Origin of the sequence: Hydrogenophaga sp., from assembly GCF_031426985.1 — a bacterium.
Lineage (GTDB): Bacteria > Pseudomonadota > Gammaproteobacteria > Burkholderiales > Burkholderiaceae_C > Hydrogenophaga.
On the sequence record NZ_JASJOY010000014.1, the window covers coordinates 59,350 to 76,114 of the forward strand.

The following is a 16,765-nucleotide window of genomic DNA, read 5'->3' on the forward strand; positions in this document are numbered from 1 at the left end:
TCACAGCAGGTCGACCTCCTCGGTCAGCGGACTGCTCACCGGCAATTGCACCCGAAGGTCGGCGTTCGGACCCAGGTCATTCGAGCGGCGGCCCAGGTTTTCAACGAAATCGCGCACCCAGGATGGCATCCTGGAAGCCGCCGGCGGCGGCAAGGCCACACCTGGCGTTGCCGCCCAGTTGATCACGGGCCCCTCCGCAGCGCTGGCACCTGCCTGGGGTGGCATGAGCGGCGCAGTCTCGTCCGGCAGCGTCGGCCTTGCCGACGCCGTGCCCGTGGCTGACGGGGGCGTATGGAACGACGTCCGCAGCGGCAGCGAACGTTCGCCGACGGCCAATTGATCGTCCATCAGGCCCTCTTCGCTGTGCGCCATGCCCAGTCCGTGGGACAGCTCGTGTGCCAGCACCGACAGCAGATCCATGCGCTGTGCGGCAACGCCGGTGCGGGCCACTCCATCGGGGCCAAACTCCCCGTCGTCCAGCGCGGTCGGGTCGACGAACCAGCCATGCCCGGCGGCATCGACATCGATCACGATGACGCCATCGTCGAAACAGCCGAGCTGGGCGCCCTCCAGTTCGTCGATGCGCACCGTGACCGCGCCCAGGGCCGCGATGGCCGCAGCGTCCAGTGAGGTGCCCATGCGCTGCAGGGACTGCTGCAGCAGGGTCTCGACCTGCAACTGCGCGAGCTGCGCGCCCCTGGCGCCAGCGCCTTGCGACGCCGCCATCAGGAAATCGCCCCCGGAAGCCGTGGCGAGCTGCGTGGCCTGCCCGACGGCGGCGTCGTTGGTGCGCAGGGTGATGGCGTCAAAACTGGCCCCGGCGTCCGAGGCATGCAGGCCAAAGCGTCCATCCACCGCCACCGCGTTGAAGGCATGGCCCAGCAGGGTCTGCCCGTCCAGCGTCAGGCTCACGGTCGAGCCCTTGATGGACACGCCGAGCTGATAGTCCACGGTGGACAACAGGCCGCTGCGGGCGATGGAGGCGTCGATGGCCCAGCCCGAAGCCGTGCGGTGGCCGATGACCAGGCGCTGGTTGGCGACGTCGATCGCGGCGAACTTGAAGTCGGTGTCGCTGTAGTGGTCGAACACCATGCCCGCACGGCCACTGGTGCGCAGGGTGGCGCTGATGTCGAGGATGGAGCCGCCTTGCAAGCGGGTCACGCCCGCCCAGTCCAACAGTTGCACCGAGGTGAAGCCCGCACCGGCCGGAGCAGCCGCCAGCTGGCCGTTGGCCATGCTCCAGCTGCCGCTGAAGGCGCCCGCTGTGGTGTCGAGCACGCTGGCCGCGCCGTCGTTGAAGTCTTCGGTCTCGATGACGGTGGCCAACGGCGGCAGCACCTGCACCGCCATGTTGTCCATTGCCCCGCGGGCCTTGTTCGATCCGAAGCCCACCAGGCCCCAGTTCAGTCCGTAGCTCCAGCCGTCGATCTCCGTGGCCTGGTACGTGTGGCTGAACACCTGGGTGTTGTTGACCAGCAGCGTGGCGTTCAGGCCGTTGATGGCCAGCGTCAGGTTGTACCAGGTGTCGACCTTGATGCTGCCCGGGAAGCTGGCCTGCTTAAGCACCGCCCAGCCGGCTTCGGTGCGCTGGCCCATCTCGATCTTGTTGGTCGAGACGTTGATGCCGGCGAACTTGAAGTTGGTGGCACTCTGGTAGTCGAAGATGACGTAGCTGTTGGCGTTCCAGCCCTGGGTGGGCTTGAAGGTCTTGATCGAAGCCTGCACCTCGTAATAGGACGGCAACGCATCCCCCACGTTGAACACCGCCACCGCGTCGGACTTGTTCGACTTGGCGCTCACCTGCAAGGTGCCGCTGCTGACCTCCCAGGTGCCGCTGTCGGGTGCCAGGGCCTGCAACTGGCCGTCGTTGAAGTTGGCGCTGCGCAGCACGTCGCGTGGGCCGCCCGGGATGTTGCCCGCCTGCGGATCGGTCGGCGCGCCGGTCTGGCTCTGCCAGGCGAAGTCCTGCTGGCGGATCAGACCCAGCTCACCGGCCGGCTCGCCGTTGCGCACGGCCTGACTGGCGTCGAGCATGAGGTCGCCCACGCGGGTCGGATCGGCACCGTCACTCTCGCTCAGCGTGTACAGGAACTCGGCCAGCTGGGGCTGCAGCGTGCGGCTCACCGTGGCCATGCCGAACGGCGCGAACGGCACGATATAGGCATTGAACTCACCGACCCAGTCGATCAGCCGATCACCGCCGGTGTTGCCGATCAGGATGTCGCGTCCCGCACCGCCGAAGGCCCGGTCTTCAAAGCTCGGCTGGGTGTCGGGCGTCTCGGCCGTGGCGGGTTCATCGTCGGCGTTCATCAGGTCGTTGCCGAAGCCGCCGTACAGGTTGTCGCGCCCGGTGCCGCCCACCAGCCAGTCGTTGCCGGTGTCGCCAAAGATCCGGTCGTTGCCGTCGTTGAAGCTCGGCCCGTAGCTGGTCGACTGCTGGCCGTTGGTGTTGAGCGTGCCGCCCGGAACGGGGGTTCCTTCGGTGGTGGAAAAGCTCAGGAACCAGGGCAGGCCTGTGCCGGTCTTGTTGACCGTGCCATCGGCGTTGAGCTCGATCGCGCGGCGCGGGTCGTACTCGTCGTAGAGGGCAAACTCGCCCGAGCGGCGGGTGCTGTCGAAATGCCAGCCGTCCGTGTCCTCGGGGTTGTAGCGCAGCACATCGACCGGGTTGAAGGGGTGCTGGTAGTCGCTGAAGGTGGCCACCAGACGACCCGAGGCGTCATAGGCCTGGGTGTAGGCCACATCGAGCGCCTCGCCGCCGGAGATGGCGTCGTCGCCCGAACCACCGTGCAGCCAGTCGTCGCCCAGGCCGCCGAAGATGATGTCGTCCGCGTTGTGCGCCCCGGGCAGGCCCTGATCGTCCACGGTCTTGCGGTCCAGGGTGACGAACTCGTCCCGCTGGCCATCGAAAGAGGTGTCGAAGGCAAAGGGCGTGAGGTTGATCGCCTTCTTCAGCTCGCCCCCCACATTGACCCGCGCCTGCTGGATCGAGCCCGGCGTGGCGATCCACTCGTCCATCATGTTGCCGTTGAAGGTGCGGGTGTCTCCGTTGTCAGCCGCCAGGGCCTGCACGCCGAACAGCGCCTCGCCGTAGGCGGTGGCGTTGCGGCTGGTCATGATGCGGCCGTCATCGCCGATCACGCCGTCCGCGCCGTTGCCGCCGCTGATCCAGTCGTTGCCGTAGCCACCGATCAGGTCGTCGTCCTGGCCTTCGCCGTACAGCACGTCGTCGCCTTTCATGCCGTGCAGCATGTCGTCGCCCGACTCACCGTGCAGTTCGTCGGCGCCCCCCCTGTCATCGGCGGCGGCGGCGCTCACGTCGATGCCACCCTCGTGGTAGTCGAGGAAGCCCACACCGCGCACGATCACGCGGTCGTAGGTGCTGGGGTCGGCGTCGGCGGCGTTGCCGAAGGTGTCGTGGTTGTAGTTGAGGAAGCCCCCCGAGCTGGCGATGCCGGCCGCGGTGCCCTGCGCCCCGTTGACGCCCACGATGCGCAGAATGCGGCCGTTGTCGCCGATCAGCGTGTCCGCATCCTGGGCGTGGCCGCCCAGGCCGGCATCGCCGTTGTGGGTGCGCGCCAGATCGGTGCCTGCTCCGCCAAACAGCAGGTCGCTGCCGTCCGGTCGATCCGCGGCGGATGCCAGACCGAACAGGTCGGAGCTGCCGCCCACGATGTCGTCCTGGCCCCGGTTGCCGAAGATCACGTCGTTGCCGCCGTTGCCCTCGATGTAGTCGTCACCGTCGAACCGGCCCTCGAAGCTGGCGGCGATCGTCAGCGCCGCCTGCGGGTCCATGGTGAAGCCCAAGCTGGCGAGATCGAAGACCACCGTGCCGCGGTTGGCGCCCACCAGGTGGTAGCCGTCGAGGTCGAAGGTCATGCCGTCGGTTCGGGTCAGGCTGAGCTGGGCCGCGCCCAGGTGGGCCATGTTGCCCACCCCGATGGTGCCGTCGCCCTGGATCACGTCGTTGCCCAGCTGGCCGAAGATCTCGTCCTCGCCCGATCCGCCGGCGATGGCGTCGTTGCCGTAGCGCCCGGCCAGGGTGGTGTCGCTGTGGTCGAGCAGCTCGATGTGGTAGGACGCGTGGCCCGGCTGGACCAGCACGCCATTGGCCCAGACCCGCTCGGCATGACGGGGGTCGTTCATGGCGTTGGCAAACGGGTCGAGCGGGTCGATGGCATTGCCCTCGTCGCTCACACCGATGAGCAGTTGCCCGTCGTCGAGGTTCGGCGTGACGCCGTAGAGCAGTGTGCCGTCGAGCGCGCGCATGCGCACGTCCAGTGCGTCGGGGCGGTAGCAAATGCTGGCGTTGTCACCGGCGATGGCGTCGTGCCCGCCGCCACCGTCGATGCGGTCGTGACCGTCCAGGGCTCCGGCCACGTTGCTGCCGCCGATGACGATGTCGTCGCCGTCACCGCCGTACAGCACGTCGTCGCCCTGCTGGCCCATCACGATGTCGTTGCCACCCTCGCCGAAGATCAGGTCGTTCTGCTGGCCGCCCACCTGGGTGTCGAGCGCCGTGTAGTGGAAGTCGCCGCCCGACACGTTGCCGCTGGCGTCGCGGAAGCGGAACGGCAGGCAGTCGGTGTCGATTTCTTCGCCGGCGCAGACCTCGCCGTACTCGCCAAACACCAGGTCATCGCCGCCACCGGCAAAGATCACGTCCTCGCCCGAGCCGCCGAAGATCAGGCTGCCCTCGTTGCCCGACACGATGGTGTCGCCACCATCGGCCGCCGAGTACAGGGTCTCGATGCAGCCCAGCAGCAGCGGGTGGGCGGAGAACGGTGCCAGCGGGTCGTAACCGTCGCGCGAGGTGATCAGGCCGCTGTCGGCGATCAGGATGGCCGAGCCCGCACCGTCGGTGATCTGGTCGGAGCCCGATCCGCCGATGACGATGTCGTTGTCGTCGCCCACGAACACGCGGTCGTGGCCGCCCAGGCCAAGCTCGGTGGAGCGGACCGTGTCGATGTCGCGCGCATCGTCGCCCGCGTCGGTGCTGCTCAGGTAGTCGATATGGCCCAGGTCGGCCAGCACGAGGTTGTTGCGGTCGAGCGCGGCCACCGAAGCCGATGCGGCCACCCAGACACCGCCAGACAGCACCGCACCATACGCAAACACGGTGTCGTCGCCCAGACCGCCCAGCACGATGTCGCGCCCGGTCCCCGTGATGATCGTGTCGTTTCCGCCCACGGCGGGCGCGATGGTCTCGATCAGGCCCAGCGAGATCGGGTGGTCGTCCAGCCGGTCCGTCAGGTCGACGCCACCGTGATCGCGCGCCGAACGGACACGACCGTGGTCGCCGAAGACGATGTTGTTGTCGCCCTGGCCCGCGTCGATGAAATCCGCGCCGAACCCGCCCAGGACGATGTCGGAGTCCGCCCCCCCCAGGATCTGGTCGTTGCCGCCCAGGTTGAAGTCGGTGCTCTCGATGCGGTCGATGTCGTCGAACTGGCCGTCGGCCACCACAAAGTCCATCAGGCCCAGGTCGCCGAAGATCAGGTCGCGGCCGGTGCCGCCGTCCACCGCGTCGGCGCCGTTGCCGGACAACAGCAGATCCTGGCCTTCGTTGCCCTCGATCACGTCGTTGCGGCCGTTGGCGGCTTCCACCGTCCCCACGAAGACCACGCCAGCGTTGTTCACCAGCCGCATGACCCCGTCGGCCTGGCGGATCTCACCGTGGTCGCCAAAGACGATGTCGTCACCCAGACCGCCGTGGAGGCGGTCTTCGCCGGCCAGGATGGTCGAGGTGGTGCGCGCCACGCCGGCCACCGGCACGATGACCGCGTCCGCCGTGAGCAGAGGGCTGGTGTTGACCGTGGGCACGGTCAGCAGCCGCGGCACGATGGCGGCGTCGGAGCCCGCGAGTTTGCTGACCGAGATGTCGATGTTGAAGCCCGAGTCGCCGTAGACGTGGTCGTTGCCGCCCTCGGCGCGGACCGTGTCGTCGCCCGAACCACCGGCCAGCTGGTCGTCGCCCTGGCTGCCGATGAGGGTGTCGTTGCCACGTCCACCGTAGATCGTCAGACCCAGCAGCGATGCGCTGGCGTCGATCACGTCGTTGCCGTGCAGGCCGAAGAAGGTGGCGTTGCCGGTGAAGAGGCCCAGGTCGGGGCGCGCGTCGTAGCGGCTGCCGTCCTGCGAGGTGTCGCCGAAGACCACCAGCGGCGAGTCGGCGCCACCCGCGTTGCCGCTGACCACCACGTGGTCGCCACCGATGCTTCCATCGGCCAGCAGCGCGTTGCCGCCACCGTGCACCACCGTGACCACCTTGTCCTGCGCGCCCGGCGTGCCACGGCTGGTGGCGCTGATGTTGAAGTGGTCGTTGCCCTGGCCCAGCAGCACCTCGGTGATCTCGATGTCATCGAAGGTGATGCCACCGGGCACGAGGATGTTGCCGCTGCCGTCCTGGTTTTCACTGATGTCCACCGTCAGCGGGCTGGAGGCGGGGTTGGCGTTGCTCACCGGCCGCATGCCCAGGCCCGAAAGATTGATGGCGTTGTCGCTGAGCCGGATGATGTCGGCCAGCTGCGCAACCGCGGCGGCGTCCACCGCGGTCATCCAGCCGGTGTCGTCGGCGGTGCTCGAATCGTTGAACACCTGCAGGCGGTCGGCCTGCTGGCCCTCGTCCGTGTTGACCGAGATGTCTTTCGGTGGTGCGGTGCGCTCCGTGGGCAGCATCACCGCCACCTTGAGCGAGCGGTCCTTGCCCTCGGCCACATTGCCTTCGATGACCAGCGGACCCGAGATCGCCCCCACCAGGTGCTGACGCACGGGCTCGTTGCGCAGGAACTGATCGGCCGGGTCGGCCACGTAGTTCACGTCGGCTTCCAGCGCGATCGTGACCTCCTGCCACCAGTTGTCGGCGGTGAAGGTGACGGCGTAGGCCGTGCGCTGGAAGGCATGCGGCACGCCGCCCGCGAGCACCGGCACCTCGCTGTCCAGCGTGAGCACCAGGGTCGACGACAGCACGGCACCCGTGAGCTCGTCGGTTTCGGTGAGCACGCTGTTGACCTTGTAGAGCGTGGCGCCACCGTCCAGGCTGAACAGGCTGCCCACGCGGTAGCCGTCATCGACCCAGCTGCGACCATCGGCGCGGCTGATGGTGTCGCGCGTGACCGGCACGCCTTCGTTCACGGTGGTGTTGCTGCCCACGGTCACCACGACGTTCACCGGCTGGCCCACGTTGGCCGTCACCAGGCGGTTCACACCATCCAGCAGGGCGCTGACAACACGGGTCTGTCCGTCGCCGAACACGTTGACCGTCACCGGTGCGGTGGGTTCGGTGACCAGGCGCAGCGTGTAGTCATCGCCCGAAACGCCCTTGACCAGCCGGGTGGCACCGTTCGATTCGGTCACCAGCACACCCGCGCTGTCGTTGTCGAGCACGCGCACGTCCAGATCCACCGCCTGGGCGCTGGCGTACACCGCGTCGCCCGACACAAAGCTGTGCTGGATGGTTTCGGTCTGCGCGTTCTCGCGCCCGGTCAACGCCGTGTCGGTGTTGACCGCCTTGACGGTCAGCGTGACCCAGTCGTTCCAGTTGCTGCTGTTGAAGCTCAGGGAGCTGATCTGCTGGCCCGCCGCGTTGAACACGGCCAGTTGCGTGGCATCGAAGCCCAGATGGACGCTGACCTCGGCGGTGGGCGCCACCGACAGGCGCACCCGGTAGGTGTCGTCGATGGCGCTGTTGCCCACCAGGGCGCCGGCGCTGTCGAACACCGGTCCGCCTTCCAGCACGGCGGTGCGGTTGTCCACCGCACCGCTGGTGCCCAAGGGCTCGATCAGCAGCGTGCCCAGGTCGTCGTCCAGCACTTGGACCTCGACGTTGGCGATGGCGATCCCGTCGTAGGACGCGGCGATGGCCTGGGCGGCCGCATCGGCCGCCGGGTCGGTTTCCACCCGCAGGCTGTGGCTGATCATGACCTTGCGCTCGCCTTCGATGGCGTCGTCGTGCGCGGCCTTCACCAGCACGCGCTGGGCCACGTCCCAGGTGTCGGCGATGAAGGTGAGCACGGCCGAGGTCTGCCAGGTGGCGCCCCCGTCGATGGAGATCAGCACCGACTCGGCCTCGTCGGCGTGCGGCGCACCGCTGCGCGTGGGCAGGCGGCGGTCGTAGCTGGAGGCACTGGCGGCCGAGACCGTCATCCAGGCCACGGTGCCGCCATCCAGGCCCAAGGGGCGGAACAGCGAAACCCAGTAGCCGTCCTGGTCGCCACTGTCTTCGATCACCCGCGTATAGCCGGGCGAGGTGGCGTCCAGGTCCTGGTTGATGATGACCTTGCCCTGGTTCTGGGTGGCCACCGTCACCGCGATGCCGTCCACCAGCAGCTTGTCGTAGGCGCTGTCGCCGCTGCTCTGCGCGCCATGGTTGACCACGCCGCTGAGACCTTCGAGGTTCTGGCTCACCACGTCGCGCGTCACATCGCCGGTGATGATGAAGCTGTCGCTGCCGAGGCCACCGATCACGGTGGTCACCACGTTGTCGCGCGTGCTGAGTACGTAGAAATGGTCGTCGCCTTCCAGGCCATCGACCTCGATCGACTCCTCGACCCCGTCCACCTTGACGTTCAGGCCCGCGCCGAAAATGCCCTCGGACGTGACGATGAAAGCATCCGACCGCTCGGTGCCGATCACCACCACGGTGTCAAAGCCCAGGCCACCGTTGATGCCGACCGGCGCGTTGATGTTGTATTCAAACTGGTCGTCATCGTCGCCACCCTCGGCAATGATGTCGTCCTCGGCGATGAAGGCCCGGATCACGAACACGTCGTTGCCCGACTCGCCTTCCATGCGCAGCACCGCCTTGTTGCTGTAGACGTTGAAGGTGTCGCCGCCCTCGCCACCGAACGCGGTGAGCGCGTGCGTGATGCCCTGGCTGAGCCAGCCGCGCGTGATCTGCAGCAGCTCGATGTCGTCCCCGCTGGAGGTGAGGTCGATGTTCTGGGTGTCGGTGGCCACCTCGCGCGCATCGGCTTCGCCGTTGGCATAGACGTGCCCGTTGGGATTGCTGCCGAACACCTGACCGATCTGGAACAGGTCCTTGCCCAGGCCACCGTCCAGCGTGGTGATGGCGCTGTTGTCGTCCACGTAGAACGCGTCGTCGCCGGCGCCACCGCTGACCAGCAGGCGGCCATTGACACTGCCGTCGTAGTTGACGCGCTGCACCGACGGCCCGAAGGTGCCGTCGCCCACCGGCGTGAGGTGGGCCACGAAGTTCTGGCGCAGCAGGAACACGTCGTGGCGCGCCGGGTCGGTGCTGCCCTGCTGGGGGTGGTCCCAGTCGAAAGCACCGGTGCCCACCACGTTCAGGGCATGGAGGCGCAGCGTATCGGTGCCATCCGCAGGTCCACCGCTGTCCTTCACGTTCACCAGGTAGGCCGCGCCCGCATCGGCCACGTTGACCACGTAATGATCGGTGCCGCCCCGACCGTCGAGGTCGATGGTGTCGAGCACCGCCGCCGAACCCGAGACCGGGTCATGGTTCGGGCGGTCGTGCACACCCGCCACGGTCGGCAGGTGGTCCATCACGAACCAGTCGGTGTCGTGCGCGGCGCCGTCCAGGCTGCCGAGCACCTGCACGTGGCCGCTGAGCGCCTGCGGGTTGAAGTAGAAAAAGTCGTCGTCGGCCGCACCGGTCACCAGCAAACGGGTGGTGGCCACGCTGCCCAGCAGGTCCACGCGGGCGCCGGTGTTGAAGGCGTTGCCGTTGGCGTCCGTGCCGGTCGCCTGGTCGGCATCGGTGTGGTCGATGCGCAGCACCACGGTGTCGTCCACGTGGGTCGCGCCGTCGGCGTCGGTGGTGACGAGAGAACCGAGGCCGATGAGCATGTCGTCGCCGGCCAGCAGGGTCACGCGCGTCGCACCCAGGACGTCGGCGCCGTTCTCGACCGTCAGGTCTTCATCGGCGTCGCTGCCATCGTTGCCGGCCGAGGTGATGCCCGGGCCGCCGTCGAGCCACGGCAGCACGGTCATGGCCGCCGAGTCGATGGCGTGCAGCTCAACCGTGGCGTCGGTGGACTCCACGTCTTCCTGCACCCGCATGAAGCCGGTGCTGGTCACCCGGATGTCGTTGCGGGCCTTCAGGCCCTTGAGCATGGCGTTGAACGACGTGGGCGCGCCGGCCAGGCCGATGATGCCGAGCACGACACCCGCTTCGTCGTCGATAAAGATGCCCCCCCCGGTGCTGCTGCCTTCTAGGAACGCGACATCCACCTCCAGCTCGTTCGCGTCGCGGCCGATGTCGCCCTGCGCGATCAGCTGCGCCGTGCGGGCCTGGATCTCCAGGTCGCTGTCGCCGTTGTCCAGGATCGCGCCCAGGCGCGACACCACCACCACATGGGCGCTGGTGCGCAGGTGGGCCAGCAGGATGTCGCGCGCGGAACGCACGTCGATGTTGCCGTCGGTGGCGTCCACATACGAGCGGTCGGCCATGGTGATGCCGCCGCTGCCGTTGAAGTCTTCATCAGCGCTCAGCGTGACCAGGCTGTTGCCCGATTCGGTGTCGATGTAGCCCCGCTCGGTGAAGAAGATGCTGCGGTTGGCCAGCAGCGAGACCGCTCCGCCGCCGCTGGTGATGCCGGCATTGACGGTGATGTCGTTGCCGGTGGCCAGCCACACGGGGCCGCTGACGCTGTCGATCGCCTCGTTCACGGTGATCGAGCCCAGGCCCTCGATGTGGACTGTGTTCAGAGCCTGGATACCGACCCGTGCGCTGATGTCGCCGATGACCAGATCGCCGGTGTTGCGCAGCCAGATGCCGCCGGTGGTCGATTCGGCCTCAAGGCGGGCGATCTGGGTGTCGAAGAGATTGTCGGAACCGCCCACATGGCTGCCCGCCACCAGGATCGCACCCGTGGCGACGATGTTGGCGAGCTCGTCGTCTCGGCGATCCACGATGGCGCCGGTGGCCAGGATCGTCACCAGACCGTCGCCCAGCGAAGTGGCCGGGTCGGCGACCTCGTTGCCCAGCGCGGTGATCAGGCCGATGTTGGCCTGACCGCTCACGGTCAGTGTCACGTTGCCGTCCCGCGAGGTGTAGTGGCCGACATTGAGGTCGATCACGCTGTTGACAAAGCTGTCGTGCGCCACGTCACCATTGAGGTCGGCCAGCAGGATCTGCACGTCGACGAAGTTGGTGGCGCTGCCGACGTGGCCGGTCGCGGTGTAGAAGAACACATCCGCCGCTGCGTTTTCGGTGTAGACGTTGACCACCGTGTCGCCCGCGTCGTCGTAGAAGTCCAGGATGTCGCTCTGCGCACGCAGTTCGACCGCACCGCCCGCCGCCACGCGGCCCAGGTACAGGTCGCCCTCCTTCACCTCGATCTCGGCCACGCCGCCCGCGTCGATGCGGAAGGCGATCAGGTCGTTGATGTCCAGGCGGGTGACGCCCAGCACGGCGGCATCGAAATCGCTGACCTCGATGTCGGCGGCCACCTGCACCAGGCGCAGGTCACCCAGCACATCGACGTTGAGCAGGCTGTCGGGAGCGGTCTGCAGGCGCAGCGCCGTGCCACTGGACGCGCCCTGGATGGACAGGCCTGCAATCATGACCAGATCACCGCAGACGCTGATGGCCGCCTTTTCGGTGGTGTCGCCACTGTCGAGCAGGCTGCCAGCCGCGCGGATGCGCAGGTCGCCATCGACCAGGATGTGGTCGATGTTGAAATCGCCCGTGGTGTCGATCACCACGGCAGCGCCCGCGTCCACCGACAGGTCGCCCGCGGCCTCGATGTCCACATCGTCGAACAGCTGCAAGGTCAACACATCAATGTGGCGCTTGTCCTGCACGATCTGATCGGCGCTCAGGGTCTGGAGGCCCAGGTCGTCGGTGGCATGGTGGGCCTCCACCGCCGTCCAGCGGCCGCCCAGCAGGAAGTTTTCCGTTGCCAGGTTCACCAGGAACGGCCCGGCGCCATCGTTGATGCCGTTGAAGGTGTACAGGCCGTATTCGCTGGCCGAGTACTGCACCAGCACCCGCTGACCTTGGGTCAGGGTCACCATGTCGGCCGTGGTGCGGTCCAGCCGGGACACCACATCGGCCGTGATGCGCACCCAGTCACCGGTGTTGAAGTCGGCGTCGGACAGGTCCACGCCGGTCGCCCCCGCGCCCACGTAACGGTACGTCGCGTACTGCGCGCCGATCACGTCGTCCGCCGTGGCGTTGGCCAGGGTCGATTTTTCAGCGTCGCTCAGGTCGGCCCAGTTGCCTGACAGAACGATCGACTGGCGGCCCGACGCGCGGCCCACGCCGCCGTCCAGGCCACCGGCCACCAGCGTCACGTAGGCCCCGACGATGTTGGGGTTCTCATCGGCGTTGATCGGCGGCATCTGCCCCAGGAACTCGGTCTGCGGGAACAGGTAGCGCATCAGACCCGGGGACACCGCGAAGCTGGCCGCGTCGAGCGAGAACAGGCCCGCGTCGAGATCGAGCTTCATCTGCTCGGAGAGCATGTCCCGCGTGAGCGTGGTGCCGGCCTCGCCGGGGCGGAACAGCTCAACCATGCCATCGAGGATGCTGCCGTCGCCGGTCTGCAGGTGCACGTTGCCATCGGTAGAGGCCACCGATGCGGTACCGGTCCAGCTCACGGCCTGCACCAGCTTGAGGTGGCCGGCACTGCGCCCGGCGTTGTCCTCGGTGATGAAGATGTCGTCCTGCGCGCGTGCCGACAAACCGCCGGTGGCGGCCACGCCATCGATGTCGCTGTCCACGCGCAGCAGCAAGGTGCTGCTGCCGATGTACCCGGCGGCGGCGTCCAGCTCCACGTGCTCACCCGTGATCTGGGCGGCGGCCGACGCCGCGTAGATCCCGTGGGGGGCATTGATCAGCACGTCGCCCAGACTGGAGTGGACCTCGGCGATCTTGAAACGGCTGCTGATGTTGTTGAGCGACACCGCATGGACCGTGATGTCACCGCCGGCGGTGGCGATCAGGCCCTTGTCGGCCACCTTGAGCCAGTTGCGCTGGTCGCTCAGGTCCTGCTGGCTCATGAGCAGGGTCACGGCGTTGCGGCCCACCTGCACGGTGGCGCCGTCTTGCTGCAGCACCGCCCCGTTGCCGGTGAACTGGTAGAGCCCGTCGGCGCGTTCGACAAAATCGCCGCGCCGCAGGGTCAACTCGTCCATGCCCTGCTTGTGCGGCGTGTCCACGGGCAGCTTGTTGCCCTCGATGTTGAGCCGGATGATGTCTTCGACACCCGGGCCGGCGTGCACCTCGGGGGTGGCGCCGTAGATGGCGATGCCCTCGGCGCCGATGATCGATCCGGTCAGGGAGCGCAGGTTGATCGCACCGTGCACCGGCGACTCGATGTCGCCGTTGAGGTAGAGGTTGCCCTGGGTCTGGACGTTGATGTAGGGCGAGGTCGGGCCCTGCAGGAAATCGAGGCTGATCGGGTAGTCGGCCTTGAGCGTGTGGGTGTAGATGTCCTTGAGACCGGCGATCTCGGTGATCTCGGTGTGCACGGTCTTGTAGCGCATCCAGCCGCCGCCCTCGGTCCACACTTCGGCGTCGACCGAGTAGTTGATGTAGCTCTGGTAATACTGGTTGAGCGTGCGGTTGAGGACGGCGATGTCGTCCACGTCGTCCGAGTCGCCCAGCTGGATCTGCGCCAGCTCGGCCTCGGTCAGGGGTGCCCAGAGGCTGGTGTCGGTGTAGGTCTGCGTGGGCAGGTACAGCAGCGCATTCTCACCGACGTACTTGTACCAGGTGCCTCCCGTGCCGTAGCGGATGCTGCCACCGACGAACACCTTGGTCACGTTCTTCGTTGCGTCGAGCTCGCCTTCGCTCACCTGCACGTAGCGGATGGTGTAGGCGCTCTCGTCGGCATAGGCCGGCAGGCCGCTCGTGCCTTCGAGCTCCAGCGTCTCCGATTCCAGCAGGGGCTGCTTGTCGGTATAGAAGGTGTCGCGGCTGGTCCAGCTGTTGTCGCCCACCAGCCAGTCGGCCAGCGCGTTGTCGCCGAGCAGGTTGAAGCTCTTCTGCTCGTACTTGGTGATGATGGTGCGCTGCAACGACTGGCCTTCGGACCAGACGTAGTGCAGGCCCTCGCGAGGCATGTAGGTCGCTTCAATGCCAGCGCCCACCGTGCCCTCGTTGGTGCTGGCCAGCGGCGTGTACACGATGGCCGAGACCACACCGTCGGCGCTGATCGGCTGCGTCGCGACGACGCCCTGGTAGGGCGTGTGCACCACACGGCCGGCCGACACCTCGTACACGTCCTTGGTCAGGCGAGCCGTGTCGACGATGGTGATCTTGCCCTTGCGGTCGGTCGTGGTGTCGATGCGGTCCAGGATCAGGTCGTAACCGCTGTGGTTGTTGATCAGCACATTGGTGTAGCCGTTGGCCACGCGCAGCATGCCGTGGCCGGTGCTCAGGATCTGGCCCGCCACCACGATCTCGCCGCCTTGCGGCGAGATCTCTTCGAGCACGATGGCCCCGCGGCTGGCGTCGAAGTAACCGTCCACTGGCACGTCGCCGCCAAAGTGGATGCCCGGCAACACGATGCCGTCGTCGTCGGTGAAGTTGACCGTGCGGTTGCCGGGCGCGAAGTCGGCGTCGATGTCGAGCTCGATCGTGTCCACCCCGCTCTGCACCAGCCCGTTGATGTTGAGGAAGCGCGCGGTGATGGTGATCTTGCCCTGCGCCAGGATGCGCGAGTTGTCCGCGTTGATGGCGGCGGTGAGCCCGGGCACGGACGACGACGGGATGTCGGGCGTGGCCAGGGCGTTGTCGTAGTCGGTGGACAGTCCGCTGAAGTTGAAGCCCAGGGCCGCCATCAGCTCGGCCAGCGCGTTGATGCCGATCGACTGCTGGGCCAGCGCCCGCATCGCGTCGTAGTTGATGTACTGGCGCGGGTCCTTGTTGGTGTGGAACCAGCCTTCGCTGTTGAGCGAGAAATCGCGGAAGGCGGTGATCGACACCGTCTCGGCGCGCAGCGTGCCCGAGACGATGACGCTGCCCTCAAAGTTGTTCACCACCAGGCCGCCGTTTTCGTTGATCACGTCGCCCGCCAGGTACATGTCCTGGTCCAGACTGCCCAGCGCGCGCGCCAGGTCGGCGTCGAATCCGTAAGCGGCGATCGGGAACGCGTCCTGCACGATGCGGATCTGCGGCGGTGTCGAGTCCTGGTTGTTGGTCAGCTTGTAGGTGTTGAGCCAGGCGTTGCCCGGCTCGAACACCGTGTACACGCCATCGACCACCTGAACCCGCTTGTTGTCGCGGATGATCGCGTCCCCGAACACGGTGGTCAGCGGTGTGGCGTTGAAAACGTCGATCGACGCACCGGAACGCGCGATCAGGCGACCGGCGTCCACCAGGCCTTCGTAGACCGCCCTGGCCAGCGCCTCCTCGGCATCGTCGAGCGCGTCGCGTTCGATGTAGATCGATCCCGGCGCGGCGTAGATGTCGGGGATGTTGAGGAACAGCGAATCGAGTTCGCGCTGGACCACGCGCGTGCCCACCTGGGTGGTGCTCAGGATGTCCCCGGCCTGGGCCGTGGTGCCGCCCAGCAGCTGCCAGCGGGCGGTGTCGCTGAAATCTTCCGTGGTGAGCACGTAGCCGGTGGCGATCGCGATGTGCTGGTAGCGTTTCGCGCCGGCCACGTCGAACACCACGGCGTTGGTGGCCACCGGGGTGATGTAGTCGGTCAGCCCCAGCTTCTCCAGCGTCTCGTCGATCGCATCGAGCTGCACCTGGTAGCGCGCCAGCGCCTCGGCGTCCCCCCGGTGGTTGGTGATCCACGACACCAGTTCCTCGCGCTGGCTCAGCAGCAGGTTGCCCACATTGGCGTAGGTCACGGAAGGCTTGGCCAGTTCCACCGGCTTGATCACATAGAACTTGCCTTGCGCCGAGTCGCGCAGCGCGGTGGTGACATCGCTGCGGTAGGCGCGGTTGAGCTCGTCGGGGCTCAGCGCTTGCGTGACCTTCTCCCAGCGCAAGGTGTCGCCGTAGTTTTCGTTTTCCAGCACGAGGTCGATGCCGTCGGCCCCCACCGCCGGCCGGAACCGGTAATAAGCCCCGACCTCTCCGCCCGTGTTGGCCCCGGCAGCCACCTGGATGAAGCTGCTCTGCGTCAGGCGGAAGGCGATTTCGTTGACGTCGAGCCACGCGTATTCGTACTTCAGGCCCGCCGGCAAGGCAGGTACGAGGAGCGCCAGCTCGGCGTCGCTCAGGCGCCGCCCCACGCCGGCCACGTCGCTGGTGCTGTTCAGGCGCGCCGTGATGGGATTGCCCAGCAGGTCGGTCCGTTCCAGACCGTTGATGGTGACCGGCAGTGCCCGCACCACGGTCTTGTTGTTCAGGCCGGCCTCGATCAGCGCGGTGGCGTCGATGTTGACCTCGTTGAGGCTGTTGTCATCGGCGCCGTCGGGCACCGGGAAGCCGAAAGGAATCAGCGACAGCGAAAGCGCCAGGCCGCTGGTGTCCGCGCGCTCCTGGCCAATGCCCTTGTTGGCCGACAGGATCACGTCCTGCAGCGTCTGGATGCGTGTGGTGCCCCTCACATTGACCCGGTTGGCTTCGTTGATGTCGGCGTTGACCACGGGCACGACGATCGAGGGGAAGAGCGAGATCGTGAGAATCTCGGCGTTGGCCGAGGTGAAGAGCTGGTTGGAAATGCCATCGGTGTTGCGCCCGGCGGTGAGATTGACGTCGCTGGCCTTGATGGTGCTGTCGGTCACCGTCACGCTGTTGTTGGCGGTGTTGATGCTGGTCACGTTCACGCCCACCGCGCTGGCAAAGGCCGAGCCCACAAACAGGTTGGCGCTGGGC

The 16,765-nt window shown here is 67.2% G+C and carries 1 protein-coding gene (cut by a window edge); it reads right to left on the reverse strand.

Annotation, left to right across the window (positions count from 1 at the left end; genetic code table 11):
* Window positions 1-16,765 carry the 3' end of an LEPR-XLL domain-containing protein gene (locus tag RMP09_RS02165; RefSeq protein WP_310564365.1) on the reverse strand. It continues 19,604 nt past the right edge of the window, so 16,765 of the gene's 36,369 nt are visible here — the last part of the coding sequence; its start codon lies off the right edge, out of view; it ends in the stop codon at window positions 1-3.